Here is a 26,190-nt window from a genome sequence, read left to right on the forward strand (position 1 = left end):
CCTGTCGATCAGCGCACCAGGCAAGGTTGCTTGTTGTTGAAGCGCCAGCCCGGAATCAGGAACTGCATCGCGACGCTGTCATCCCGCGCGCCGAGCCCCATGCTTTTGTAGAGCTCGTGGGCCTTGGCCACCGCGTCCATGTCGATCTCTACGCCCAGGCCATGCCGGGTCGGAACCTTGACGTAGCCGGCTTCGATTTTCAGCGGTTCCCGGGTCAGGCGCTGGCCGTCCTGCCAGATCCAGTGCGTGTCGATCGCGGTGATTTCCCCCGGTGCGGCGGCTGCTACCTGGGTGAACATGGCCAGGGAGATATCGAAGTGATTGTTGGAATGCGAGCCCCAGGTCAGGCCCCATTCGTGGCACATCTGGGCAACTCGCACTGAGCCTTGCATCGTCCAGAAGTGCGGGTCGGCAAGCGGGATGTCGACCGATTGCAACTGAATGGCGTGGCCCATTTCGCGCCAGTCGGTCGCGATCATGTTGGTGGCGGTCTTCAGTCCCGTGGCCCGGCGGAATTCGGCCATGACCTCGCGGCCCGAGTAGCCGTTTTCTGCACCGCACGGGTCTTCGGCGTAGGCGAGGACGTGATGCTGATCGCGGCACAAACGAATGGCTTCTTTAAGCGACCATGCACCATTGGGGTCAAGGGTGATTCGTGCGTCAGGAAAGCGTTCAGCCAGCGCGGTGACTGCTTCGATTTCTTCATCGCCGCTCAACACACCGCCCTTGAGCTTGAAATCGTTGAAGCCATATTTTGCGCTGGCTGCTTCTGCCAGGCGCACCACGGCTTCGGCGGTCATGGCTTTCTCATGACGAATCCGGAACCAGTCGTCTTCTGCGTCGGCTTCGTTACGGTAAGCCAGGTCCGTGACATGGCGGTCGCCGATGTAGAACAGGTAGCCGAGCATCTTCACCGCATCGCGTTGCTGCCCTTCGCCGAGCAATGCAGCCACCGGCACCTCGAGGAATTGGCCCAGCAAATCGAGCAGGGCGGCTTCCATGGCGGTCACTGCGTGAATGGTGATCCGCAGGTCGAAGGTTTGCAGGCCGCGACCGGCCGCATCACGGGAAGCAAAGGTGGTGCGCATCTGATTGAGGATGCGTTGGTATTGGCCGATGGGCTGGCCGATCACCAGGCTACGAGCGTCTTCGAGGGTCTCACGGATGCGTTCCCCACCTGGTACTTCGCCCACGCCGGTATTACCAAAGCTGTCCTTGAGAATGACAATGTTGCGAGTAAAGAACGGACCGTGGGCGCCGCTCAGGTTCAGCAGCATGCTGTCGTGGCCCGCGACGGGTACGACTTGAAAATGGGTGACGACAGGCGACTGGGTGGCGTTGGCAGAATGTTCAGCGTTCATGGCAAGTTCCTACGAGTTTGGTCGTTCAACGAACAATGGAGTCAGTGCGCTTTGACTGTCGCATGCGTTGGAGCAGCGTTCGGTGGTGTCAGCACGGGTGATGGCTTGGGTGAGGTCCTGGCAAAAAACACCAGTATCGCGGCAAGAACCGAGGTGCCGGCCAAGCCGTAAAGGCCGCCTTGAATCGAGCCGGTGGTCTGTTCCAGGAAACCGAAGGTCGTGGGTGCCACGAAACCGCCCAGATTGCCGATCGAGTTGATCAGCGCGATAACCGCGGCGGCGATACGGGCATCCAGGTAGCCCTGGGGAATTGGCCAGAACAATGAGGACGCGGACTTGAAGCCGATGGCAGCGAAGCAGATGGCGACAAAGGCGAAGATCGGCCCGCCGGTGGTGGACAGGAACATGCCGGCAGCTGCAATCAACAAGGCAGTTGCGACCCAGGCTTGCTGGAATTTGAACTTGCCCGACAGCGCCGCAAAGGAGTACATGGCGATGATCGAGATCAGCCAGGGAATCGAGTTGAAAAAACCTACCTGCACGTCACTCAGGTCACCCATCTTCTTGATGATGCTGGGTAGCCAGAAAGTCGCGGCATAGATCGTCAGCTGGATGCAGAAGTACAAGGCGCAGAACAGCAGGATCTGTCGATCTTTCAGGAGTTTGCCAATGGTCGGTTTCACGCTGGTCAGGGCTTCACGTTCGCGTTGCTCCTGATCGATGGCGCCGACCAGCGCATCCTGCTCCTGGCGCGTCATCCACTTGGCGTCGTGGGGTTTGGAGTCAAGCCAGAACCAGACGAAGAAGCCCAGGAACACCGAGGCCAGGCCTTCTATGGCGAACATCCATTGCCAGCCGTGAAAGCCAAAGCCTTCGATTTGCAACAGGGCACCCGACAGCGGACCGGAAATCAGTGAGGCAACGGCTGAGCCGCTGAGGAAAATGGCGATGGCTTTACCGCGCTCGACGCCTGGCAGCCAGCGAGTGAAGTAGTAGATCACGCCAGGGAAGAAGCCTGCTTCGGCCACGCCCAACAGGAAGCGCAGGATGTAGAAATGGGTTTCGTTCTGGATGAACGCCATCAGCGTGGCGACGATGCCCCAGGTGAACATGATGCGGGTCAGCCAGATGCGGGCGCCGACCTTTTGCAGCAGCATGTTGGAGGGCACTTCGAACAGTGCGTAGCCAATGAAAAAGAGGCCTGCGCCCAGTCCGTAGGCGGCAGCGCCAATGCCCAGGTCATGTTCCATGTGCGTGCGCACGAAGCCGATGTTGACCCGGTCGATGTAGTTGAGGATGAACATGATCACGAAAAGCGGGAGCACATGTCTCTTCACTTTGCCCACGGCGCGCGCGAGAACCGAATCATTTTCTGGAACGACAGATGCGTTGCTTGAATTGTTCACAATTCAAATCTCCCACTGATTATTTTTATGCGGGTTTGAGCGTGATAGCGGCGGCCTGGCCGCCGGTTATTGCTGTCGAGTTACCAGGCACCGAGCGCCTTGATCAGGGGCGCGTCGGGGTCGGTCAAAGGAAAAGGCAGGGAGGTCTTGCGAGAGGAGGGACTTGAGTACTTGAGGATTCATGGGATTCGCCTGCATCGATGGTTTTTGTTTAGATGTCTGGAGCGGGTTAAGTTGATAGACATCATACAAGTGGTTGTTTGGCGCTGCAATGCGGAGAATGGTGTTTTGTGTGCATAACGACGTGAGAAAATGACTTTTTTGGTTATTATAGGCAGTGATCGTTGGCGTTTAACGGCTAAATCGTGCCGAGCCTGATAGGGTCGAACTATCATTGAGCTAGAAGGTATCCCGAGTTAAACAGGACCGTATAGGTGTGTTGTCATACAAGTATGGGCCTTTTATGATGGCTTAAGGGGGGGGGTACATTCGCATTTCGCCAGTGAATCTCCGGTGGGTGTTAAGCTCTGTGAAGCAAAATTCCGTGGACTCGAACCTATGCAAATTGAAAGCGGAACCCCTGTCCGCAGACGCCCCAATAATCTGGCTCAAGGCGTGGTCGAAGCACTGACCCAGCGCATTTTGCTCGGCCAATTGAAGCCAGGCGAAAAGCTGCCTTCGGAATCCACCATCGTTCTCGAACATGGCGTGAGCCGCACTGTTGTCCGGGAGGCTATCTCCAAGCTGCAAGCTTCGGGGCTAGTCGAGACACGACACGGAATCGGCACATTCGTGCTGGAGCAACCCTCCCAGCCAGGGCTGCGCCTGCACGTGGATACCGTTGCCAGTGTTCGCAGCATGCTGGAGCTGAGATTGGGCCTGGAGGTGCAGGCGGTTGCTTTGGCCGCTGTGCGCCGAACCGACGATCAGCTCGCGCGCATGCGCCAGGCCTTGAGTGATTACCAGGCTTCGCTGGCGAACAACGATAGTTGCGTCGAGCAAGACAAGCGCTTTCACCAGATCATTGCCGAGGCGACCGGCAATACGTTTTTCACGGAAATCATGCAGCACCTGGGCAATGCCATGATTCCTCGTACCCAGGTGAAGGCCGACGAGCGTGGAGGCGCCGATTTTTCGCAATTGGGGCAGCTGGCGAATCTGGAGCATGAAGCGATTTTCAACGCGATCAAGCGACAAGATCCCGATGCGGCTCGAGCAGCGATGGTGCTGCACCTGACCAACAGTCGGGATCGGTTTTCGGGGAGTTGAAGGGGGGCTGAAACCGTGGCAAGGGAGCTTCCACTCCCTCACCGCTGTCTTATCCCCGGCACTCCACCAGGCTTTTCACCTGCCCCGAATCCGTCTGGTTCTCATCACTCAACCAGCGTTCGAACCCTGCGCCAATCGCCGGCCACTCCGAATCGATGATCGAATACCAGGCGGTGTCGCGGTTCTGCCCCTTGACCACCATGTGCTGGCGGAACACCCCTTCGAAACTGAACCCCAGGCGCTCGGCCGCGTACCTGGAGCGGGCGTTGGCGTTGTTGCATTTCCATTCAAGGCGTCGATAACCCAGGGCAAAGGATTCCCTGGCCAGCAGATAAACCGCTTCCGTGCTTTTCGGTGAGCGCTGCATCGGCGCGCCGAAGGTTACGTGGCCGATCTCGATACGGCCCTGGGAAGGGACGATCGACATCAGGCTTAGGATGCCTTGCACCTCGCCGCTGGCACGGTCGACCACGCTGAAAAAATACGGGTCGCTGTGGGCTGCATGATTATTCAGCCAATCGTTGAATGCGCTGCGTTCAGGGAAGGGACCGTAAGGCAGGTAGTCCCACAGCTTCGGATCGGCGCCGGGGCCTTGCAGGGCCTTGAACAGGTCGTCGCCATGGCGCGCCGGGTCGAGTTTTTCCAGGCGAATGAAACGCCCTTCGATCAATTGGACCGTCGGGGCCGGGACGCCTTTCCAGTCGGCGAGTGAAGTCAACATGCTGTTCTCCTTAACGTTATAAGGCTTTGCGAAACTGGATGAAACCCGGACGCTCGGCGATGCGCTCGTAGAGCTGGATCGCGGTGGCGTTGGTTTCGTGGGTCAGCCAATGCACTTTGCAGCAACCGTGCGCCTTGGCAGTGGCGTAGACGTATTCGATCAGCTTGCGGCCAACGCCGGTGCCGCGGGTTTCGGGCGTCACCAGCAAGTCTTGCAGGTAGCAGGCGTTTTCGATGCTCCAGTTCGATCGATGGTAGATGAAGTTCACCATGCCGACTGCCTTGCCATCGATCCACGCCAACGCCGAATGAGTCGGTTCGTTGGTATCGAGCAGGCGTTGCCAGGTGCTTTGGGTGACAGCCTCAGGCAGTTCGGTGTTGTAGAAACGCAGGTAAGCGTGCCACAAGGGCAGCCACGCCGCGTGATCGTCGGCGCTGACCTGGTGAATGTCGATCTGACTCATGTGAAGTTCCTTAACGCATCAAGTGGGCGAGGGCCTGAGCATGCGCATCGGGGCTGGCGGCGAGCCCCTCGCGCACGCCGGCGATGTCTGCGGCACTGCGGTTCTGGCTGAGCTTGCGCTTGCCTTCCAGGCGCTGGATCGGGAGGGCAAACCCGACGATGGCCTTGAGCATGCCGTCGATGTAGTCGGTGGGGGCATCGGCAACGGTCCAGGGTTGGGCGCGACCGGTCTCGTGACGATCGGTCAGGGCGCTGACCAGCTCGAGCAGGCGCTCGGCGTCCGTGAACACCTCAGCCGTGCCGTAGGCATGCACCGCGACGTAGTTCCAGGTTGGCACGACTTTGCCGTGTTCGGCTTTGCTCGGATAAAAACCGGGGCTGACGTAAGCGTCGGCGCCGGCAAAGATCACCAGGGCCTCGGCGCCTTCCTGCAGTGCTTTCCACTGTGGGTTGGCCTTGGCGAAGTGGCCGTAGAGGGTGCCATTGGGACCTTGCTCCGGGCGCAACAGCAGTGGCAGATGGCTGGCTTGCAGGCCTTGCTCGCCGTGGGTGACGAGCATGGCCAGGCGGGTGTCTAGCATCTGCCGGTGCAATTCATCCAGATCTTTGATGGCAAAACCGCTGGGGGTGTACATGGAAAAACTCCTCGGCGAATGCCTGCATCCTAGGCAGTCTAATGGTCTGTTGTAAGAGCCATTAATGACGAATTTCATAGGTCCATTGTCATGACGGATGCGCCGCTTTCCTTGTCGTTCAACCCGGCAGGTATCGAACTCGATCGCCGTCAGGGCCTGAGCCGTCAGCTTTACCAGGCCTTGCGCCTGCGTGTGCTCGATGGGCGACTGGCCAGTGGCACGCGGTTGCCGGCCAGCCGTGATCTGGCGGCGGCCTTGGGGATTTCCCGCAACAGCGTGGTACGCGCTTACGACCAGCTCTTTGCCGAAGGGTATATCGAGGGGCGGGTGGGTGACGGAACCTATGTCGCGCAACTACCGCAGACCGCGCTCCCGGCAAAAACACCGGGCAAAAAAAAAGGACCGGCCGCCTTATCCACGAACGGGCTGGAGCTGCCTGTGGTTCCATTCGCCAAGGCGACTCGCAGTGCAGCGCTCGGACGCGTTGAAAACAACCATCTGGCCCTCCCGCCCAGTGGGCCGCCTCGGGCATTCCGGGTGGGGGTACCGGCGTTCGATCTGTTTCCTTTCGAGGTATGGGCCAAGCTGAATGCGGCGTTCTGGCGTAAACCGGATTTGCAGCAACTGTGCTACGGCGATCCGGCGGGCGACGAGCGTCTGCGCGGGCTGATTGCCGCGTATTTGCGCAGTTCTCGCGGCATGCAGTGCACGGCCGAGCAAATAGTGATCACCAGTGGCGCGCAGCAAGGCATCAGCCTCTGTGCACAGCTGCTGGTGGAGCCGGGCGATGGCGTGGCGATTGAAAATCCGGGGTATCGGGCGGCGGGGCATGCCTTCGCCGTGGCCGGTGCGCATTTGCATGGCGTGGCGGTGGACAGCGAGGGTATCGACTGTGCCGAACTGGCCGGGCTCAGCGACTGCCGGCTGGCCTATGTCACGCCGTCGCACCAGTACCCCACCGGGGTGGTGATGAGCCTGGCACGGCGCCTTGAGTTGCTGGCCTGGGCCGAACGCAACCAGGGCTGGATCGTCGAGGACGACTACGATGGCGAGTACCGCTACAGCGGCGCACCCCTGGCACCGTTGGCCGCCCTCGACCGCCAGGGGCGGGTGTTGTACGTCGGCACGTTCGGCAAAGTCGCCTTCCCGGCACTGAGACTGGGATATCTGGTGCTGCCACCCGGCCTGGTCCAGGCCTTCTCGCAACGGCGCGCGGTGGACGTTCGGCATTCCGAAGTGAGCACCCAGGCGGTCATGGCGGAGTTCATGGCCGCCGGCCATTTTCAGCGGCACATCCGCCGCATGCGGCGAGCGGCGCTCAGTAGGCGTAACACGTTGCTCGCCGGTTGGCCTCGGGACATCCCCGGCGTCGGCAACCTGCCGAGTGTCGTGGCAGGGCTGCATCTGACGGTGGCGGTCGACTCGCAGGCACGTGAGCGCGAACTGGTGGAGCAGGCTTACAGTGTCGATATCGAGATCAACGCCCTGAGCAGCTACTGGTTGCCTGACTCGTCGACACCGCCGGACTTGCGCGCCGGGCTGGTCCTGGGTTTTGCAGCGGTGCCCGAGGCGGCAATCAGCGCAGCACTGGGGCGTCTGGAAAAGGTCTGGCGTCGCTGAGCCATCAAGTTGCCGTTGTCACCGTTTCAGGCTCCAGGTCGAGGAACAATTTGCGCAGCAGCGGCTCTTCAATTTTTCTGAACACGCCATCGACGGGCTCCAGGGTACTCAAGTCCTTCTGCAATTCGGGTGTCAGCGTTTTCAGATAGTCCTCCGACACTTTCAAATGGGCCGCCGTCGGCATGTTCGCCGGGCTTTTCAAGGTTTCGTAGTGAAAGTGCGCAACCCACAGCGGCTGGTTGCGGGTCTTGTCGACAATCCGGTATTCCTGGAAAAAGTCGCCCAGGCCCCGGGTCCGGATTCGCCCTCGGGGGTCGCGGCTGATGTCGATTTGGCCGTTTTCATGCATCCATTTGAAAATGCTTTGGGTCGGTTTACGCCGACCGTAGAGGCTCGCTCGTACCTTGATGCCTTCCTGGCGAAGACGGCGGGCCGCCTCTCGCAGTTCCAGGCCCAGGTTGGCGGCGGGAGGCGGGGTGCCCTTGGCTTTGCTGATGTTGGCCAGGGCCTGATCAACGCTGTTGGCACTCTGTTCCAGCTTCAGAGCCTGTTGATCGAACAGGTCCTGTATGTCGGCCGGAATGCGCCTGGGCAGGAAAGCATCCTTGCGAGTGCGCTCCATGAACTTTTCAGCATCAAGGTTGAGTTCGGTGCCGGCCTCGATGATGTCCAGGTCACCCAGCGCCGTGGCGGGTTGCTGATAAATGGCCGGTGTGAGGGGCTGCAGCGGTTCCTCGCTCGAGCTTTGCGCCTGGTTTCTGACGGGGTCCCGTGGCCGGGTCCTGCGCACTTTTATCGCTGGCCGTGAGGGGCCAGGATGTTCGCGATCTACCGGCCCCGGCCGCGCAAGGGGTTCGGGTTCCGGGAGCAGGGCCTGGAGGCGATTGTGTGCCAGTTGTGCGAATTCATCGATGAGCGTGCGCAGGTGATTGAGCCGGGGCGGCTTGACCAACCCGGGATAAACGTCGGGCAACTCCCGGATTCGCTGTTCGGCGTCGGCAAAAACCTCCATGAGCCTGCTCAGTTCTTCGATACGCCCCTCCAGACGGGCAGGGGCTTCGCCGGCTTTCGTGAGTTCGATAACTTTGATCGCGGCCTTGGCGGCACTCACGACCAATCTGCCTACCGCGACACGCGCCTGTTGCATCAGGGGACTGGCCTGTTCCTGCAGGCACAGCTCCTGCGCCATGCCGATCTCGTTGGCCTTCAGATCCAGTGCTGAGAAGGAAGGGGCCACCTTGCTGCATAGCCGCGCACTTTCAACACCCGCTTTTCCCGCGGCGCGCATACCCTCGAGGGTCGAACTCCACAGCGTCAGCTTTTGTTCCATTTCCTGGCCGATGTCGGTGGCCAGCTGGATCTGTTCGACGTAGGTCTGTCTGGGCACCGGTTCGGCATGCCCGGGATCGGTCATGACACTGATAGCCTTGCCATAGGCGACTCGTTTGATGACAAGCCATAAGGACAGATTTTTCTGTAGCGCGCCGCTCATGCGCAGCAACTCTTGCTGGTAGTTTTCCGATCCGCCGAGTTCACGCCATTGGCGCAATTGTCCCAGTGCCTGGCGATACTCGTCGATCGCAGTGTCCAGTTTTTCCACGTACACCGCCATCAGTCGATCGTAGTCCTGGGCGCTGGCCTGCTGTGCATCGGCATACCGCTTTTTCAGTTCGGCTTCCTTCACAGGTTCCAGGTGCTTGAAGGCCTTTAGGGCCTTGTCCAGGCGCTCGAAATCAACGGTTGCCTGGAGGCGGCTGAGGGCATTCCCACCGCCCCCTCGCAAGCGCAGGCGAAGATCGAGCACCCATTGGCCTTTGCCGCTGTCCAGCAGCAGCGGTCCGGTTCGGGCGGGTGCATCCGGATGGACAATTTGGATCTGTTGTTCGCCACTCACGTTGACGTAGAACCACCGCTCACCGACCTGGGCGTAATTCCTGTTGTCATGCTGGTAGATATGAGGCGGCGCCGGCCTGACCGTGGTCACTTGCTCGCTGGAGAGGTCGGGGGCGACGACTTTGAATGTGTCCAGATAGGCACCCAGCGCTGTCGGTGTGCGCCGGGGCACCGAACCGGCGACGTCCAGCGAGGCGTAATGGCTCGGCGCATGTTCCGGCGCCAGCGCCACGGGATTGAAAGTGGCGGTGACGGGCCTGACATCGGGTCTGGAGGCTCGGTCCAAGGGCAGCCGTTCGATGCCTGGCGTGCTCGACGGCCTCTTGCGTGCCATCGCCGCGTGATGGCTGAGGATCATTCCAAGCGCCAACAGCACGTCCGCCACGGAGGTCCATTCGATGAATTCGTCACCCCGATCCCTGGCATCGAGTGCCTGTTGAATCTGATCGATGGCCTGCCAGACCCAGACCGCCGCACCCACGGCACCGCTGAGGAAATTCGAGGCGACGTTCAACAGCGCCCAGGCGCTGTCATTCAACACGCGCCAACGATATTCGGCATTGGATTGCGCCTGCCGGTCAGCGAGGTCGACCAGTGCCTGCGCGTTACTCTTGAACAGTACCGATAGAACGTCACCGGTGATCTCGTCGCTCTCCAGCACCACGCGCCCGAACCGGTCCGCCCGCTGCAGTGGATTGACCACCTGTTCGGCGACCAGCCACGGGGAGGGTAACCCCGTGGGGAAGACATACTGGGCGTACTCAAAACTCAGGGCTTTGTCGGGCAACCAGGCCAGTACCGAATCCCTCAGATCACCGGCCTGGTGCATCGCGTACAACAGGTTTTGCCTGGAGGGGAATTGCAGCAGAGGTTCATCGAGCATCGGGCGATAAAGCAGGCAAGGACCGCCTTGTGTTGCGCGAGGGCCGATGATGAACATGTTTTCGACGGTGTCGCTGGTGCTGATCAGGCGATGCTGCGGTGTCATGGTGAGCGGGTAGAGGGCGACCGTTTTGTTCGTAAGGTCCGGGTCCAGCAGCTCGCAGATGTATCGGTAACCCTGTTCATCAACACCGGTTTGCGCCTGGTACCTGGCTTCAAGTGCCTGAAGCGGCAACAACCATCGCAGTTGGTTGCGATAGAAATCTTCCTGGCGTTGCGAACTGAGCGGATTTTCCTGAAGCCTGAGTTTGATCAGCAAGGGATACGCCTTGCCGACATCAACACGCGCCGCCATAAGGGTGAGCCATTGAGGTGTCAACCAGCCCGGTACCGCTGCGCCACTCTTGAAAAAGACCGATGCCATGAAGGGCGCTTCATTTTCCATGGCGTATTCGGCCAGTGTTTCAATGCGCTGGTCGAGCGGGTTGGGGAGCGTGAGGTTATCAGCGGTAAAGCTGTTGGTGATCTTGATTCGCAGATCGTCCAGCGCCAGGTGCGTCGCGCCAACGGCCAGCGGATCGGCAATGATCGCTTCGCGCATCAGGCGTTGCGCATAATCGGTGATGGAGGGAACCTCGGCTCGGGCGAGTTTGCCCTGCGGTTGGCGATACAGCATGCCCAGGCCATTGATGTAGCGGCTGTAGTCCGAAATATGCTGGGGCGATGCGTTGTGCAGCCAATCAGGAATCGCCGCGTCCAGTTGCAGGAATCGCGCTTTTTCGGCGGGATCGAGCCCGGTCTCGGGTTCTACGTCATTGTTCAGCCGCGCCTCGATGGAATTCAACGAGTGGATGGCGTCCAGTTGTGACGACACCAGCGCCCAGGCCATGTGGTCGAAAATGTTGCCTTGGGGTTCGTAGAGTCGCCAGGTCAGGGTGCGGCCTTTCAACTGCTCCTGCAGGCGCGCGGGAAGCGAATCCCCCAGCTGCGTCATTGAACTGAACGACTCATAGGCACGCTCGATGGTGTACATCACCAGCAATGGGCGATTGTTGTACGTGGCCTTGAGTACCAGGGCGCCACCGATCAACAGATGGTGCGTGGCGTCATCCTCGACCGTATCGATATCGATCAGGCACGCCTGAATGACGGAAAACCCGCTATCGGTATTTTTCCGGGTAGTGTTGTCCGGGTCATTGAAGACCTCTCGCGCCATCGCACATTCATCGCCGTCCCAACCCTTGACCTTCTGCACATTCAGCGCCTGGCGCAACGTGTCGGAGAGTTCCTGCCACCGAGCAATCCTGTGCCCCCTGGCATTCCAGAAATCGAGTTGGCTGCCTTGCAACGCCACGAACAGCATCGACGCCGACTCGTTGAGCAGCTTTGCAATCTCTTCGATGCTGACGGCTAGGTGAACCGGGCTTTTACTGTCCGGCTCGAGGGTAAGATAGTGTTCCCCTTCGAGGAAATTGGCTTTTGTACCCTGCAGGCCCTGTCGCACCAGTGCGTGGGTCAGCGATTCGAAAAGGGTCGGCCCCGCCTCTACGCTGTCGTCCACCACCCGCCACTGGGGGGAGGCGACGACGGCGGCGTCCGGGTCGATTTCCAGTTGCGGATAAAGTTCTTTCAAGGCCCGGCGCAGTAGCTGTGAAGCCACTTGATCGAGAGTCGGGCCATGACTGGTCTGGCTGATCAGATCACTCGTGTGTACCAGGGGCGTCGAGTCATTTTGCGGTAGTGAAGTGTTATTGCTCATGGCGGATACCTTGGGGGCAAGGGCGAGGCGGGGAAAGCCTCTTGTTGCGCCGAAGGTAATAGGGCGTCGACACCCGAGGGTGGTAGATAGTTATCGTGGGGGGGAAAAAAGACCCCCGGCCACGATCTAAACCCATGGCGAGGCTGCCAGGCCGCCTCGCCTTAGCTTTTCTTTCCACCTCACGCCCTGAGCCTGTCCGTCAACCTGAGACGACTCATGATGGAGGCACTGTCGCGGTCTTCCTGGCGAAGAACAGCGCTTTGGCCAGTTGAGGGCTGATCTCGCTGCGATAGATCGAAATCGCTCGGAGATTGTCATTCGAACCACGCGCCTCGCGCGCGCCGCCCAGGTGCCTTTGTTCAGCAGTCTTCAGGTGCGCAGCCGTGAAGTGCTGCACCGGCGCCGCGGCGTCGCCGTAGTGGAAGTGCGCGTACCACAGGACGCTCTGGTCGCTGGCGTCACGGATCTCATACTCATCGAGGTAATCTTTCTTGCGGCTCTTGAGCAGGCGTCGGCCCGGCGATTTGACGATGTTGACCTCGCCTTGCTCATGCAGCCACTGGACGCGGCCCGCCGTTGGGGGTTGCAGCTTGGTCATGCTGACCCGTACCTGATGCCCTTTGCCGTAGAGCCTGGTGGCCTCGTCGTTGAGTTGCTTGGCCACGGTTACGGCGGAGCCCGGGCCGCCGTCAGTCGAATTGCTGGATGTCAGCGCTTCTTCGATCACATTCGCCGCTTCATTGAGTCGATGGGCCTGCTGGTGGAACATTTCCTCTATTTCCACGGGGATTCTTCGCAGCCCTTTTGAATGGGTCTCTGTGCGCCGGATGAACGCCTCCACCCCGTCCAGCAATGTTTGCCCCTGGACAATGCTGTTGGCCAGCGTGGGGGTGTTTGGGGTGGATGAAGCCGTGGTCGGTTTCACCCTTTCAACCCAGACGCCCGGGGACTTTTCATGAAAGGTCGTGATTTTGCCGCTCAGCGCGGATGTCACGTCAAGGAACGCGGATCCTTTCATTTGCGGATCGCTGCGCAACTGGCCAACCACCGTGCCCCGGAAGCGGGTCTTGACGATGCGCTTGTTGGGAGCGGTCGATGGCCGGGAAGGCCCGGGTTGCGGCGCCAGGCTCTGGCGTTCCAGCAGCAGGCTCGCCAAGTGCGTTTCGGTGCGTTGCTGGAACGCTTCTATACGCTGGCGCATCAGGTCCAGTGGTGGTTGCAGCAACTGCCCGGGGAACTCGGCCGACAGATCGACGATGCGCTGGTTGACGGTGGTCAGTTGCTCAAGCACATCGCTCAGGCCGTCGATTCGCTCGGGCAAGCGCAGGATGTCATCCTCGGCGGCCAGATCAAGCGAAGACTGGATGGAGAGGGCAGCGTCTTCGACCACGGCGTCCAGCGCCTGTCGCACATCCAGGATGGGCGCGGCGCTACTTTCGTCGACGCACAATTCCTGGGCCAAAGTGATCTGGAACAGCTTGAGCTCCTGCAAGTCGAACGACGGCAGGATGACCCTGAATTCTCGACTCGCCTCGGCACCCCCTTTTCCAAGTAGGTTCAGTTGCTCGAACACTGACTGCGCGAGCTCGATCTTGTTGATGTAACCCTCGGTCAGATCGCTCAAGTGTTGATAGGTCTGACGAGCAATCTGGGTGTTTGCAGCTGCATCGCTGTCGAGCGATTCCTCGGAACGTCTCAGTTGTTCCTGGAAGTCAGGACGCTGCTGCACGAACCATTTGTCTATCAGTGACAATTGGAGCTTTAGGCGGCTGATCATTGCCTCTCGGTAGTTGCTGATCGCCTCGCGCGCATTGAGGATTTTCATCTGTTCGATATTGCCGATGACCGATGCAATTCGTGCGTCGAGCGTTTCAAGGTATACCCGGCGATGGGTGTCGGTGGCGGTGGCGGACTGCGCATTTTTTTCCGCCTCGTCCAGTTCCGCCTCCCGACGGTCTGCCTGGCTCTCGAACACCGCCATCTGACGTTTCAGTTCTGCATGGCGCTGGGCGTTTTCCCGTTCCAGTCGCTGTTGCGCCTTGCCTGCGCCCCTCAACCTCAGGCGCAGATCGATGAACCACTGGCCTTTTTCATTCTTGACCAACAGCGGGCCGTTGCGCGTGGGGGACTGGCGAGAGTCAATGATTTGCACGTCACCGTTGTCGTTGAGCGTGGTTTCGAACCATCGCTGGCCGACCTGGGCATACCATTTTCCATTATGCGAGCCGAGGTATTGATGGGGGCCGGGGGCCGAGGTGCCGACGCTCATGCCCTTGGGTTCGGCGATGGCCAGCTCATCGAGAAAAGTGCCCAGGGAGGAGGCCGGGAGTGCGGCGACGGCATGCAGGGCTGCTTCGTGGGTAGGCGGTAAGCGCTGAAGGTCAGGCAGGCGCGTCACCACAGGCTTTGTCGCTGCCAGGATCTCTGGCGTTTCGAGGGGAAGCCCTGGTAGCTTGCGCGCGCGGTTCACCGGCCCATGGCGAGAGGCTGCCTGATGGGCGAGCACCATGCCGAGCGTCAATAGCAGATCGGTCATGGCAGTCCAGCCTCGATCGCTGTCATCGCTCTCTACGGCCTCGCTCACTTGCTGCAAGTCGTCCATGATCTGCCAGATCCAGGCGGCGATGCCGACATTGCGTCCGAGGAAGGGCAGGGCGATGTTGAACAGCATCCAGGCACCCTGCTTGAACGTTGCCCAGCGAGCTTGGGCATTGGAAACCGATTGACGGTCCGCCAGGCTGATCAGGGCATTGGCGTTGGTCTTGAACAGCGTTGCCAACGGATCGTCATCCAGTGCGCGGGTACCGAGTGACACCGTGCCCATCCTGCCCAGTGCCGATGTGGGATCGACCAGCAACTGGGTCAGTGTCCAGACCGATGGCAGGTCACCCGTAAACACATACTGGGAGTAGTTGAAGCGCACATCGTCAGGGAGCCAGGCCAGCACTGATTGGCGCAGTGCCTTGTCATGCTTGATGGCGTACAGCAGATTGGATTCGCTCGGGTATTGCATCAGCGAGGGTGTGAGCAGTGGCCGATACAGCAGGCAGGGGCCCTGATCGGGATGGCGGGGGCCGATCACGAACATGTTGGCGACTTCGTCGGCGGTGGTGTCCATGCGATCACCAGTCACGAAAGCCAGCGGTCGAATGACTATCGGTTGCCCGTTGACGACGCGATCGGCTGCGTTTTCCTGCAGGGCCGCCACCACGTATTGATAGCCGCATTCGTTGATGCCTGCTTCACCGCGCATTTTGTGCTGCAGCGCCTGCAACGACAGCTGGATGCGCAAGTGCCGGGTGTAGAGGCCTTGTCGGCGCAAGCTCTCCTGCGGATCGTCCAGCAGTTTGCTTTTGATCAGGGCCGGGTACACCGCGCCAATGTCGACCTGGGTCACGAGCCTTTCCAGATAATCCGCGCTCAGCCAGGTCGGCACGGGGTCACCATTCGTGTATTGCACGGTCTTGTTGCCCAACGGGACGGCGATCAGGTTTTGCAGCGCCAGTTCACTGAGCGACAGCGTGACCGTCTGCGTCTTGCCAGGCAGCACGATGGTGCCCAGCACCACGACACTGGTGATGCTGATTTCGATGTCCTTCAGTGCCAGCCCTGCTGCCGCGGGATGATCCTTGATCATGTGTTCGCGCAGGGCTTGCAGGGCGAATTCCGGTAGCGCGGCGATGCCCTCGTCGAAGGTTTTGCCGCCATCCTGTTCGCGCAGCAGTGCCAGGTCCATCAGGTGTCGGCTGCACCGGCTGAGATCGGCGGTCGAGGCCTTGTCCAGCCAGCGTGGCAATACGCCCCTGACCTTGTTGAAATGCGACGAGGACAAGGTTTCAAAGTCGGTGAAATGCTTTGCGGCGGCGCTGACTTGTGCAGAAAGGCCGGCCGGGAAGAGGGGCTGGAACGCCTGTAAAGCACCGATGGCCTCGGTTTCAAGCGCGATCAGAGCGCAGGCCTGGTGATGGAAAAAATTCCCTTCGGGTTCATACAGGCGCCACTGCAGGTTCTGCCCCCTGCCGGCTAGCGTTTCACCCAGCGCCTCAAGGGACTCGTAGCGCTTGAACCCCTCTGAAATCGAGTGCGTCAATACAAGGCTGCGACTGCCCGCCGTGCCCACGAGAACGGCGGTGTCCAGCACCTGTCGATGGACGCTCACAGCGTTTTCCAGGTGGTCGATGTCGATCAGGCAGGCCTTGCTCAAGTACTTGTCCTGAGGCCGTCGAGTCACCCGATCCGGGTGATCGAACAGGCTGCGGGCCAAAGCTTTCTGGTCCGCGTCCCAGTCCGCGGGCGGTACGCTGTTCCAGAGGTTGTGCAATGAGCGCGAAAGCTGATGCCAGCGCGGAGTCGAGGGTTTGGTTTCCTGATTCCAGTAATCCAGTTGCTGTTGCTGATAGGCGATGAACAGCTGTGAAGCGAGGCGATTGATCAGGCGGCCTATCGCATCGATTTTCACCGGCATGTGAACCAGTGGCTCGGCACCGGGTTGCAAGGTTAAAAAGTGTTCACCGTCGATGAGCGTTACAACCGACCCCGACAAGCCGACTCGCACCAGCACATCGGTGAGCGATTCATAACGGTTTTCACCCGGCACGACACTGTCGTCGGTAATGATCCACGTCGGGGTGACGACCGTGGCGAGCGTCGGGTCGATCTTCAACGCCGGGTACAACGTGCCGAGCGCGGGCGCTAAAGCCGTTGCCGCGACTTCTCTGATCGAGGGACCGGTGACCAGTTGGGTCAGTATATCTTCTGCATTCTGAGGTATGGTTTCGGGCATGGTCGTCTCCTGACTGGGGCGCCGCAGTCCTGCCGGCGCTGAATCTGGAAACGGTATCGAGCCGCACCACCGGTCTGGCGGTACATAGATATCGCGGGTAAAAAAAGACCCGCGAGTGCGGGTCTTTGGTTTCCTGACAGGTTTCAGGTGCCTGACTTGATCTTGGTCCAGGCCCGCGTACGTGCACGTTCGGCATCACGCGGCAGCGGTTGCAGGGTGTAGAGCGTGCCCATTGCCGCTTCGGTCGGGTACAGGTTGGGGTTGTTGCGGATCGCCGGGTCGACCAGTTCCGTGGCGTCCTTGTTCGGGTTCGGGTAACCCACGAAGTCACTGACCGGTGCGATCACCTGCGGTTGCAGCAAGTAGTTGATGAAGGTGTAGGCGTCCTGCGGGTTCTTTGCGCCCTTGGGAATGGCGAGCATGTCGAACCAGATCGGCGCGCCTTCCTTGGGCAGGCGCATGTCGACGACCACGCCGTTCTTGGCTTCCTTGGCGCGGTTGGCGGCCTGGGAGAAACTGCCGGAGTAACCGACGGCGACGCAGATGTCACCGTTGGCGATGTCGGCCATGTACTTGGACGAGTGGAAGTAGGTGATGTGCGGACGGATCTTCATCAGCAGCGCTTCCGCCTTGTCGTAGTCCGCAGGCTTTTTGCTGTTGGGGTCCAGGCCAAGGTGCTGCAGGGCCAGGGGCAGGATCTCCGAAGGCGAGTCGAGCAGGGCGACGCCGCACTGCTTGAGCTTGCTGATGTTCTCTTCCTTGAAGATCAGGTCCCAGCTGTCCACCGGCGCATCGGCGCCCAGCGCGGCCTTGACCTTGTCCGGGTTGAAGCCGATCAGGATGGTGCCGTACATGTACGGCACGGCGAATTTATTGCCCGGGTCATTGGCTTCGATCAGCTTCATCAGCTTGGGATCGAGGTGGTTCCAGTTCGGTAGTTTGCTGCGGTCCAGAGGCTGGAACACACCGGCTTCGATCTGCTTGGCCAGGAACACGTTGGAAGGCACCACCACGTCGTAGCCGGAGTTTCCGGTCAACAGCTTGGCTTCCAGCGCTTCATTGGTGTCGAAGATGTCGTAGACCAGTTTGGTCTCTGGGTTCTGGGCCTTGAAATCTTCCAGGGCCTTGGGGGTGATGTAGTCGAACCAGTTGTAGACGCGCAACGTTCGTTCTTCTGCATGTGCGCCGCCACCGAGCACCGTGGCGCACAGGGCAGGAACAATCAGGCGCTTTAGATTTTTCATTGTCATGCGATTCCCCGTTAAGCGTTTTCAAAGCCTTCAAGCACGTTGACGGCGTTGATGCCGATTTCTTCCACCGCGTAACCGCCTTCCATCACGAACAGCGTCGGCACACCGAGCCTGGCGATGCGTTGACCCATGGCCAGGTAGTCGGGGCTGTCGAGCTTGAATTGGGAGATCGGATCGTCCTTGAACGTGTCCACGCCCAGGGAGACGACGACGATGTCGGCGCCATAGGTCTCGATCTCGTTGCAGGCTTGCTCCAGCGCAGCGCTCCAGGTATCCCAGCCGCTGCCGGCGGGCAAAGGATAGTTGAAGTTGAAGCCTTCACCGGCGCCTTCGCCGCGCTCGTCCTCGTAACCGAGGAAGAACGGGAACTCGGCTTCCGGATGTCCATGGATCGAGGTGAACAGCACGTCGCTGCGCTCGTAGAAAATCGACTGTGTGCCGTTGCCGTGGTGGTAGTCGACATCGAGAATCGCGACTTTTTTGTGGCCCTGGTCGAGAAAGGCCTGGGCGGCGATGGCCGCGTTGTTGAGGTAGCAGTAACCGCCCATCAAGTCGCTGGCGGCGTGGTGTCCCGGTGGACGGCACAGGGCGAAGGCGCTGCGCGCACCGCGCTGGATCTCTGCTTGCGCGGTGAGTGCGACCTGCGCCGCGCTGTACGCCGCTTGCCAGGTGCCGGCGGTGATCGGTGCGCCGCCGTCGAAGCTGTAGTAGCCGAGCTGGCCGTGCAGGCTGGTGGGTTTGACCTGACGCAGGGTACGCGCCGGCCAGGTGTAGGGCAGCAGGTCACCGTCGGTGTTGAATTCGGTCCAGCGCGCCCAGGCACCTTTGAAGAAGTCGAGATAGTCGCGGCTGTGGATGCGCTCGATTGGCCCCAGGCCAAAATCCTTCGGCGCTTCTACGGGACCCAGATTCTGCTTTTGCACACGTGACAGCACATGATCGGCACGCGAAGGCATTTCAAAGCAGGGCTTGAGTTGCCCGTCAATGAGTTCGCAACGGCCGTGGTGCAGGTGGTGATCATCCGAGTAGATCGTCAGCATTTTCTTGTTCTCCGCAGGCGGTTTCGGTTGCACACAGTCTTGCGGCGCGGACGAATTCGGAGAACGGCAGGAAAGGCCAAAAGGGGATTAATGTGGCCAAAATAATTGACCGAAATTCGCCCCTTGATGATGTGGGACTCACAATTAGGTGAACACTCATTACTCTTGATGTGGCCTTTTGCTGTTCAGGGCCGGAACTGGCTAGGCGTCACACCACTCCAGCGCATAAACGCATGGCGGAAACTCGCGGTCTCGCTGAAACCCAATGCTTCGGCGATCCGGTAGATCGGCATCTGGTCTTCACACAGCAAAAGCTTGGCCTGCTCGAACCTGAGCTCATCGAGCAATTCCTGATAGCTGCACCCCAGGTCCTTGAGATGCCGGCGCAAGGTGCGTGCTGAACAATTCATCTGCTCGGCCAATCCCTCGAGTCCCGGTGCCGCATGCAATTGTGCCCTGAGCAGCTGGCGGATCCGCCCCAGCCACGCCTGGCGCCCGGTGAACTCGGTATTCTGCTTGCGGCAACGCTCGGCCATGGCCTGGTGGGTGATGGCATCGGCCAGGGGCAAGGGTTGATCGAGCCAGCGCTTGTCGAACGCGAAGGCGTTGTCCTGGGCGCCGAAATGCAGGGGGCAATTGAAGTGATCGTTATAGGACGCTTCATAGTCGGGCGCAGCATGTTCAAAGCGTGCAGCCAACAGCGGCAGTGGATGCCCGAGCAGGTCATCGCAGATGACTTTCAGCGACACCAGGCAGAACTCGGCGTTGAACACCGCCAGTGCCGGATTCTCCCGGTAATCGGCGGCGACAAACCAGACGCGCTCGTCGTCCTCTTCCAGGCTCAGTTCGAAAAGTGTTCCCAACAGCGCCGGATAACGCAGCGCCAGGCGCAATGCGTCACCGAAGGTGGCACTGGTGAGCAGGGCGTAGCCGAGGATGCCGTAGGACGAAACATGCATGCGTCGACCCAGCTCCAGGCCGATATCGTGCTTTAGGGCGACGGCGTTGGCGCAGACCTGCATCTCTTGATTGGTGGTGATGCGCGTGTCCGCCCGGGCCAGATCCGCGGCACAGATGCCGCTGCCGGCGAGCAGGGTGTCGCTGGGCAGACCTTGGGCCTTGAAGGTGTCGAGCACCAGGGAAACGGCGTTGAGGGTGGTGAGGTGGGAGTGGAGCATGCTCGATTCCGGTGTGGGGGTGCCAGAACCGAGCAACTTGTGTGCCGGTTTGCGTCAGAAGGCCTTAATGACCGCTGAGCAAGGACGCCGCCCCGGCTCCACCGAACAATCCGGCGCTGACCCGGTTGAACCAGCTCTGCCCCTTGCCGCTGCGCAGATACCGCGCCGCGCCATGGGCACCCAGGCCGTAGGCCAGCTTGCATAGCAGATCCAGTACGGTCCAGGTGGCGATCATCACCAGCAATTGCGGCAGGAACGGTTGCCCGGCGCTCAAGAATTGCGGCAGGAACGCGGCGAAGAACAGGATGTCCTTGGGATTACTCGCGCCCAGCATGAAGGCGCGCCCGAACAGTGCGCGAAAGCGCGGCACTGCGGCGGCCTGAGGCACTTGCGCACCGTGGGACGGTTGGCGCGACTGCTGCCAGCTCTGCCAGGCGAGGTAGAACAGGTACAGCGCGCCGACGATTTTCAGTGCGCTGAACAATTGTTCCGATGCCAGCAGCAGGGCGCCCAAGCCCAGCGCCGAAGCACTCAACAGGCAGATCGAGGCAATCACGCCGCCAAGAAACGCGGGGTAGGAACGGACCAGGCCGTAATTCAAACTGTTGCTGATCATCAGCAAAGACAGTGGCCCCGGGATCAGGATCACCACCAGCGCAGCGCCGCTGAACAGCAGCCAGGTTTCCAGACTCATCACTTTCCTCCATTTGCACAAAAGCCTCACCCGACGGGGTGAGGCTGGTTTAACGCGCGTACCGCCGAGATTTACAAGAAGATGAACTTGGCAATGAAAATTGCGCAGAGCACCCACAGACTGACGGAGATTTCCTTGTACTTGCCAGTGCCGGCCTTCAGCGCCACGTAGGTGATGAAGCCCAGCGCGATGCCGTCGGCGACCGAGAAGGTCAGGGGCATCATGATTGCCGTGACGATTGCCGGAATGCTGTCGGTCGCCTCGTCCCATTCGATGTGGGCCATGCCGCCCATCATCAACATGGCCACATAGATCAGCGCACCGGCCGTGGCATAGGCGGGGATCATCCCGGCCAGCGGCGCGAAGAACATGGCCGCAATAAATAGCACACCTACGGTCACTGCGGTAAGACCAGTCCGACCACCCGCGGCCACGCCCGCCGCACTTTCCACGTAGCTGGTGACCGGCGGAACGCCCACGACCGCACCAAAGACACTGGAAGCACTGTCGGCTTTCATGGCACGCGAGAGGTTTTCGATGCGACCGTCAGCGCCCACCAGGTTGGCGCGCTGGGCCACGCCCATCAGGGTGCCGGCGGTGTCGAACATGTGCACGAAGAGGAAGGCCAGCACCACGCTGATCATGCTGACGTTGAACACGCCGGCAATGTTCATGGCCATCCAGGTCGGGGCCAGGCTCGGCGGGGCCGACATGATGCCCTCGTAGTGCACCAGGCCCAGGCCCCAACCGGCCAGGGTCACGGTGATGATGCTGATGAGGATCGCGCCGAACACCTTGTGGTAGCTGAGGATGGCGATCATCAGGAAGCACACGGCGGCGAGCAGCGGGCCAGGCTCGCGCAGGGAACCGAGCTTGATCAAGGTGGCCGGGCTATCGACGACGATGCCTGCGGTTTTCAAGCCGATCAGCCCAAGGAACAGCCCTACACCAGCGCCCATCGCGTAGCGCAGACTGACCGGGATGCTGTTGAGCAGCCATTCGCGGATGCGTGAGAAGGTCAGGATCATGAACAGCACGCCGGAGACGAATACCGCGCCCAGTGCAGTTTCCCAGTTGTAGCCCATGGTGCCGACCACGGTGTAGGTGAAGAAAGCGTTCAGGCCCATGCCCGGTGCCAGACCGACCGGCCAGTTGGCGTACAGGCCCATCAACAGGCAGCCCAGGGCGGCGGCAATGCAGGTGGCGACGAACGCCGCGCCATGGTCGATGCCGGCATCCGCCATGATGTTGGGGTTGACGAAGATGATGTAGGCCATGGTGATGAAGGTGGTCAGACCGGCAATCAACTCGGTCTTCACCGTGGTGCCATGCAAGCTGAGTTTAAAGATGCGCTCCAGCCAGCCATTGCGTAAAGGCGGCGAGAGATCCAGCGTCGATGCTTCGGATTTGCGGCTTTCCACAGCGAGGTACTCCTCAAGAGTTTTATTGTTATTTCCAGGGCCGGACCCATGAGGGTGGCAGCGGCCCTTTGAGGCACTTGCGATTTGTTGACCGATAGGTCAGGAACTCGCACGAAGTGGATTATGCTTTTGTATACAAATAAAGCAAATAATGTTTTTGATTTTGTAGACGAAAAGTTTGGCAATAGGGATATATCGCCTGCTCTGGCCCCTTCGCGAGCAGGCTCGCTCCTACAAGGGATCGCATTCCCCTGTGGGAGCGAGCCTGCTCGCGAAGCTTTTGTGGTACTCAGATTTTTTGCTGGTTCTCACCCAGCGCCATATTCACCGCCAACCACCCATTCACCGCCGTCTCACCCGCCTCGGCAAACACCCGCTCCAACAATTTCACCTGTTCGCGGCGCAGCGCCTGTTCAAACCGCGCGCCGTCTTCGGTCAACTCCAGCAGCCGCTTACGCTTGTCGGTCTCGGACGCCACGCTGTTGACCAAATGCATCTCCAGCAGTTGGCGCAACGGCATGTTCAGCGCCTGTTTACTCACGCCCAGCAATGCCAGCAACTCCTTGACGCTAAGGTTCGGGTAGCGGGCAATGAAAAACACAATGCGCTGATGCACCCGACTCAAGCCGCGGCGCTCGAGCATTTCATCGGCCTTGGCGGTGAAGGCCTGGTAGCCGAAGAAAAACGCTTCCATGGCCTGCTGTTGGGAAATCGGGCTTTTAAGGTCAATCATGTTGACGTATCCGTTGGTGATGCCGTAATTTCGGTCAATAAGTTTGACTCATTTTTCCCTGGCCTCGCTACCGGTGACCCCCATGGCTTTTTCCGAACGTGTCTCGCGCCTTAAAAGTTCTTTGATCCGTGAAATCCTCGCTGCTGCCCAGCGTCCGCAAGTGATGTCGTTCGCCGGGGGCTTGCCGGCCGAAGCCATGCTGCCGAAAGTCGAATGGGCGCGGATGCCGGTGTCCATGGGGCAATACGGCATGAGTGAAGGCGAACCGGCTTTGCGTGAAGCCCTGGCGCAACAAGCGCGAGCGGTGGGCGTGCCATGCGAGGCGAGTCAGGTGTTGGTGGTCAGTGGTTCACAGCAAACCCTCGATCTGGCTGCCAAGCTCTATATCGACAAAGGCACCGAAGTGCTGCTCGAGGCACCGACTTACCTGGCGGCGCTACAGATCTTCCAGCTGTTCGGCGCCGATTGCCTCACGGTGCCGCTGGAAGCCGACGGCCCGAACCTGGCGCAGCTGCGTTCGCGCCTGGAAAAACATCGCCCGGCGTTCATCTACCTGATCCCGACCTTCCAGAATCCATCGGCGGTGCGTTACAGCGAAGCCAAGCGCGAGGCGGTCGCCGGATTGCTCGATGAGTTCGGCGTGACCTTGATCGAAGACGAACCCTACCGCGAGCTGACGTTTGACGGCGGCAGCGCCAAACCCATTGCCGGACGCCTGAAAAAATCCAGCTGGATCTACACCGGCACGGTGTCGAAAACCTTGCTGCCGGGTCTTCGCGTGGGTTATCTGATCGCCAGCCCGGACCTTTTCCCGCACTTGTTGAAACTCAAGCAGTCGGCGGACTTGCACACCAATCGAGTCGGCCAGTGGCAAGCGTTGCAATGGATCGGCAGCGAGTCTTACCAGCAGCACCTGAGTGAGTTGCGTGGTTTTTACCGCGTGCGTCGCGATGCATTCCAGGCGGCGCTGCAAACGCATTTTGCCGATCTGGCGGATTGGAATGTGCCCCAGGGCGGGCTGTTTTTCTGGTTGACGCTCAAACAGCCGCTGGATACCCGTACGCTACTCGATGGGGCGTTGGCCAACGACGTGGCGTTCATGCCCGGCGAGCCGTTTTTCCCTGAACCGGATAATCATCACGGGCACATGCGGTTGAATTTCAGCCATATTGACCCGGCGCGGCTGGAGGAGGGGATCAAGCGGTTGGCGCAGGTGGTGCGACAGGCGCAAGCGGCGCAAGCGGCCTGAAGAAAAAAACCGCTTCCAGGGCCGGTTTGTTTTTGTCCGGGATTTGTAGCGTTTGTGCCGGCCTCTTCGCGAGCAGGCTCGCTCCCACATTGAATCTGTGCAACCAGTTCCCTGTGGGAGCGAGCCTGCTCGCGAAAGCGTCGGTCAGAACACCACAAATAAATCAGGCTGCCGCGAATCGCTTATCCAGATAATCAATGATCACCTTGGACTCATACATCCAGGTCGTCTGGCCATTCTCTTCAATACGCAAGCACGGCACCTTGACCTTGCCGCCGTGCTCGAGCAGGGCCTGGCGATCCTGTTCGTTGTTTTTCGCGTCGCGCAGGGCCACCGGCACGTTCAGGCGGCGCAGAGTGCGGCGGGTTTTCACGCAGAACGGGCAGGCATGGAACTGATACAGGGTCAGGCCCCTGGCGGCAGCTTCGACCTGGGCCTGAGCGGCGGCAGGGCGCTGCTTCTTGCCTGGACGGGTGATGAAGTCGATGAAGATGATCAGTTGGCCAAGGCCGACACGAAGCGCTTTTACGAACACGTTGAAGCCTCACGGTGCTAATGAGAAAGGCGCGCAGCTTACCTGATTTTTTCAAGACGAAAAAAAACCGGCGATGAAAGCCGGTTCTCTTCGTACCGCCAATTACTTGATCAAGCTGAGAAACTCGCTGCGGGTCGCAGCGTTCTCACGGAACTCGCCAAGCATCACCGAGGTGATCATCGTCGAATTCTGTTTTTCCACACCGCGCATCATCATGCACATGTGCTTGGCCTCGATCACCACGGCAACGCCCAGGGCGCCGGTGACCTGCTGGACTGCATCGGCAATCTGGCGGCTGAGGTTTTCCTGGATCTGCAGGCGGCGGGCGTACATATCGACGATACGCGCGACTTTCGACAAACCCAGCACTTTGCCGCTCGGGATGTAGGCCACGTGGGCCTTGCCGATGAACGGCAGCAGATGGTGTTCGCACAACGAGTACAACTCGATGTCCTTGACCAGCACCATTTCGCTGTTGTCGGAGCTGAACAAGGCACCGTTGGTGACCTCTTCCAGTGTCTGTTCATAACCGCGGCAGAGGTACTGCATGGCTTTGGCGGCACGTTTTGGCGTGTCGAGCAGGCCCTCGCGGGAAGGATCCTCGCCCAGTTGGCCAAGGATCGCGGTGTAATTCTGTTCCAGGGACATGAAACTACCTGTGGGATTTTACGCAAAGGGCAAGGGTACGGTGGCAGACACGGCGCTGCAAGCGCGGCGCATCAGGTTTACTCGTCGCGACCTTCCATCATGGTGCGTTTGAGCATCACATAAACGGCTCCGGCACCGCCATGCCTGGCCTGGCACGAGGTGAAGCCAAGTACCTGTGGATGCTGGCGCAGCCAGGTGTTGACGTGGCTCTTGATCATCGGCCGCTTGCCGTCCAGGCGCACGGCTTTGCCGTGGGTGACACGTACGCAGCGGATTTCGAATTTTGTCGCTTCAGCCAGGAATGCCCAAAGGGTTTCCCGGGCTTTTTCCACGCTCATGCCGTGCAGGTCAAGGCTGCCCTCGAACGGGATCTGCCCGATCTTGAGCTTGCGCATCTGGCTTTCCTGCACGCCGTCGCGTGCCCACATCAGTTCGTCTTCCGGGCCGACGTCGATGACGAACTGATCGGACAGCCCGTCAACAGTGGTGGCATCGGTACGCACGGTGGCGGCTTGGCGCAACGTGGCGATGTGCGCGCGGTCCGCCTTGGGCTTGCCGGTTTCGGCGCGATCGTGCTTGATCGGCTTGACGCCTTGGATCGCACTTTTGAACAGGGAAAAATCGTCGTCTTGCATGTCAGCCTCCGCGAAG

At 60.1% G+C, this 26,190-nt stretch carries 19 protein-coding genes; 3 read left to right on the top strand and 16 right to left on the bottom strand.

What is annotated here, in order from left to right:
• Positions 1-8 precede the first annotated feature (8 nt).
• Both gudD and QLG10_RS09535 read right to left on the bottom strand, forming a co-directional pair.
• On the bottom strand, positions 9-1,361 hold the full coding sequence (gene gudD, locus QLG10_RS09530; RefSeq protein WP_282487126.1) for a glucarate dehydratase: 1,353 nt from the start codon (positions 1,359-1,361) through the stop codon (positions 9-11).
• A gap of 41 nt (positions 1,362-1,402) precedes the next feature.
• The gene (locus tag QLG10_RS09535) at positions 1,403-2,767 is read right to left on the bottom strand and encodes an MFS transporter (protein WP_110754925.1); all 1,365 of its coding nucleotides are present in this window, start codon (positions 2,765-2,767) and stop codon (positions 1,403-1,405) included.
• Positions 2,768-3,325: 558 nt separating this feature from the next.
• Between QLG10_RS09535 and QLG10_RS09540 the strand changes: the two genes are divergently transcribed.
• Entirely contained in the window at positions 3,326-4,036 is a 711-nt protein-coding gene (locus tag QLG10_RS09540; protein ID WP_282487159.1) for a FadR/GntR family transcriptional regulator, read from the top strand.
• A 49-nt stretch (positions 4,037-4,085) separates the two neighbouring features.
• Here QLG10_RS09540 and QLG10_RS09545 read toward each other — a convergent pair whose 3' ends face one another.
• The 3 genes from QLG10_RS09545 to QLG10_RS09555 are packed head-to-tail and all read right to left on the bottom strand — an operon-like array spanning position 4,086 to position 5,854.
• Positions 4,086-4,757 (bottom strand): GNAT family protein, encoded by a 672-nt coding sequence (locus QLG10_RS09545; protein WP_282487129.1) that lies wholly within the window; start codon positions 4,755-4,757, stop codon positions 4,086-4,088.
• Positions 4,758-4,773: 16 nt separating this feature from the next.
• A complete protein-coding gene (locus QLG10_RS09550) occupies positions 4,774-5,220 on the bottom strand; it encodes a GNAT family N-acetyltransferase (RefSeq protein WP_282487131.1) in 447 nt (148 codons plus the stop codon).
• Between the two features lie 10 nt (positions 5,221-5,230).
• Positions 5,231-5,854 carry an FMN-binding negative transcriptional regulator gene (locus tag QLG10_RS09555; RefSeq protein WP_282487133.1) on the bottom strand — a complete coding sequence of 208 codons (624 nt, stop codon included), beginning with the start codon at positions 5,852-5,854 and terminating at the stop codon, positions 5,231-5,233.
• A 90-nt stretch (positions 5,855-5,944) separates the two neighbouring features.
• On the opposite strand from QLG10_RS09555, the gene QLG10_RS09560 reads away from it, so the two are divergent.
• On the top strand, positions 5,945-7,474 hold the full coding sequence (locus tag QLG10_RS09560) for a PLP-dependent aminotransferase family protein (protein ID WP_248677828.1): 1,530 nt from the start codon (positions 5,945-5,947) through the stop codon (positions 7,472-7,474).
• Between the two features lie 4 nt (positions 7,475-7,478).
• Here QLG10_RS09560 and QLG10_RS09565 read toward each other — a convergent pair whose 3' ends face one another.
• The 8 genes from QLG10_RS09565 to QLG10_RS09600 all read right to left on the bottom strand — a co-directional run bounded on the left by QLG10_RS09565 (position 7,479) and on the right by QLG10_RS09600 (position 23,107).
• On the bottom strand, positions 7,479-12,008 hold the full coding sequence (locus tag QLG10_RS09565; RefSeq protein ID WP_282487136.1) for a DUF6543 domain-containing protein: 4,530 nt from the start codon (positions 12,006-12,008) through the stop codon (positions 7,479-7,481).
• 214 nt (positions 12,009-12,222) lie between these two features.
• Complete coding sequence (locus QLG10_RS09570) at positions 12,223-16,791, bottom strand: DUF6543 domain-containing protein (RefSeq protein ID WP_282487138.1); 4,569 nt, start codon at positions 16,789-16,791, stop codon at positions 12,223-12,225.
• A gap of 143 nt (positions 16,792-16,934) precedes the next feature.
• Entirely contained in the window at positions 16,935-18,035 is a 1,101-nt protein-coding gene (locus tag QLG10_RS09575; protein WP_083348698.1) for a polyamine ABC transporter substrate-binding protein, read from the bottom strand.
• 17 nt (positions 18,036-18,052) lie between these two features.
• Positions 18,053-19,081, bottom strand: coding sequence for a histone deacetylase family protein (locus QLG10_RS09580; RefSeq protein ID WP_110754915.1), 1,029 nt, complete (start codon positions 19,079-19,081; stop codon positions 18,053-18,055).
• Between the two features lie 185 nt (positions 19,082-19,266).
• Positions 19,267-20,259 (bottom strand): AraC family transcriptional regulator, encoded by a 993-nt coding sequence (locus tag QLG10_RS09585; RefSeq protein WP_110754914.1) that lies wholly within the window; start codon positions 20,257-20,259, stop codon positions 19,267-19,269.
• 64 nt (positions 20,260-20,323) lie between these two features.
• Positions 20,324-20,953 carry a LysE family translocator gene (locus QLG10_RS09590; RefSeq protein WP_110754913.1) on the bottom strand — a complete coding sequence of 210 codons (630 nt, stop codon included), beginning with the start codon at positions 20,951-20,953 and terminating at the stop codon, positions 20,324-20,326.
• Between the two features lie 71 nt (positions 20,954-21,024).
• Entirely contained in the window at positions 21,025-22,344 is a 1,320-nt protein-coding gene (locus QLG10_RS09595) for an NCS2 family permease (RefSeq protein WP_282487161.1), read from the bottom strand.
• 319 nt (positions 22,345-22,663) lie between these two features.
• A complete protein-coding gene (locus QLG10_RS09600; protein ID WP_110754912.1) occupies positions 22,664-23,107 on the bottom strand; it encodes a MarR family transcriptional regulator in 444 nt (147 codons plus the stop codon).
• An 82-nt stretch (positions 23,108-23,189) separates the two neighbouring features.
• On the opposite strand from QLG10_RS09600, the gene QLG10_RS09605 reads away from it, so the two are divergent.
• Positions 23,190-24,356: a PLP-dependent aminotransferase family protein gene (locus QLG10_RS09605; RefSeq protein ID WP_110754911.1), complete on the top strand. Its 1,167-nt coding sequence runs from the start codon at positions 23,190-23,192 to the stop codon at positions 24,354-24,356.
• Positions 24,357-24,519: 163 nt separating this feature from the next.
• On the opposite strand, the gene QLG10_RS09610 is transcribed toward QLG10_RS09605, so the two are convergent.
• From QLG10_RS09610 to QLG10_RS09620, 3 genes are all read right to left on the bottom strand, one after another.
• Positions 24,520-24,891 (bottom strand): glutathione S-transferase N-terminal domain-containing protein, encoded by a 372-nt coding sequence (locus tag QLG10_RS09610; RefSeq protein WP_020800031.1) that lies wholly within the window; start codon positions 24,889-24,891, stop codon positions 24,520-24,522.
• Positions 24,892-24,993: 102 nt separating this feature from the next.
• On the bottom strand, positions 24,994-25,539 hold the full coding sequence (folE, locus tag QLG10_RS09615) for a GTP cyclohydrolase I FolE (protein ID WP_020800032.1): 546 nt from the start codon (positions 25,537-25,539) through the stop codon (positions 24,994-24,996).
• Between the two features lie 77 nt (positions 25,540-25,616).
• Entirely contained in the window at positions 25,617-26,174 is a 558-nt protein-coding gene (locus tag QLG10_RS09620; RefSeq protein ID WP_020800033.1) for a Smr/MutS family protein, read from the bottom strand.
• Positions 26,175-26,190 lie beyond the last annotated feature (16 nt).

It is taken from the genome of Pseudomonas sp. V98_8, from assembly GCF_029967975.1.
GTDB lineage: Bacteria > Pseudomonadota > Gammaproteobacteria > Pseudomonadales > Pseudomonadaceae > Aquipseudomonas > Aquipseudomonas umsongensis.

What these genes read in the sequence shown, in the direction of transcription:
- QLG10_RS09540 (WP_282487159.1), top strand. Translation starts at nt 3,326, where the DNA reads ATGCAAATTGAAAGCGGAACCCCTGTCCGCAGACGCCCCAATAATCTG.
- QLG10_RS09600 (WP_110754912.1), bottom strand. Translation starts at nt 23,107, where the DNA reads ATGATTGACCTTAAAAGCCCGATTTCCCAACAGCAGGCCATGGAAGCG.
- QLG10_RS09555 (WP_282487133.1), bottom strand. Translation starts at nt 5,854, where the DNA reads ATGTACACCCCCAGCGGTTTTGCCATCAAAGATCTGGATGAATTGCAC.
- QLG10_RS09580 (WP_110754915.1), bottom strand. Translation starts at nt 19,081, where the DNA reads ATGCTGACGATCTACTCGGATGATCACCACCTGCACCACGGCCGTTGC.
- QLG10_RS09560 (WP_248677828.1), top strand. Translation starts at nt 5,945, where the DNA reads ATGACGGATGCGCCGCTTTCCTTGTCGTTCAACCCGGCAGGTATCGAA.
- QLG10_RS09570 (WP_282487138.1), bottom strand. Translation starts at nt 16,791, where the DNA reads ATGCCCGAAACCATACCTCAGAATGCAGAAGATATACTGACCCAACTG.
- QLG10_RS09565 (WP_282487136.1), bottom strand. Translation starts at nt 12,008, where the DNA reads ATGAGCAATAACACTTCACTACCGCAAAATGACTCGACGCCCCTGGTA.
- QLG10_RS09605 (WP_110754911.1), top strand. Translation starts at nt 23,190, where the DNA reads ATGGCTTTTTCCGAACGTGTCTCGCGCCTTAAAAGTTCTTTGATCCGT.
- QLG10_RS09620 (WP_020800033.1), bottom strand. Translation starts at nt 26,174, where the DNA reads ATGCAAGACGACGATTTTTCCCTGTTCAAAAGTGCGATCCAAGGCGTC.
- QLG10_RS09590 (WP_110754913.1), bottom strand. Translation starts at nt 20,953, where the DNA reads ATGAGTCTGGAAACCTGGCTGCTGTTCAGCGGCGCTGCGCTGGTGGTG.
- QLG10_RS09575 (WP_083348698.1), bottom strand. Translation starts at nt 18,035, where the DNA reads ATGAAAAATCTAAAGCGCCTGATTGTTCCTGCCCTGTGCGCCACGGTG.
- QLG10_RS09550 (WP_282487131.1), bottom strand. Translation starts at nt 5,220, where the DNA reads ATGAGTCAGATCGACATTCACCAGGTCAGCGCCGACGATCACGCGGCG.
- QLG10_RS09545 (WP_282487129.1), bottom strand. Translation starts at nt 4,757, where the DNA reads ATGTTGACTTCACTCGCCGACTGGAAAGGCGTCCCGGCCCCGACGGTC.
- QLG10_RS09585 (WP_110754914.1), bottom strand. Translation starts at nt 20,259, where the DNA reads ATGCTCCACTCCCACCTCACCACCCTCAACGCCGTTTCCCTGGTGCTC.
- folE (WP_020800032.1), bottom strand. Translation starts at nt 25,539, where the DNA reads ATGTCCCTGGAACAGAATTACACCGCGATCCTTGGCCAACTGGGCGAG.
- gudD (WP_282487126.1), bottom strand. Translation starts at nt 1,361, where the DNA reads ATGAACGCTGAACATTCTGCCAACGCCACCCAGTCGCCTGTCGTCACC.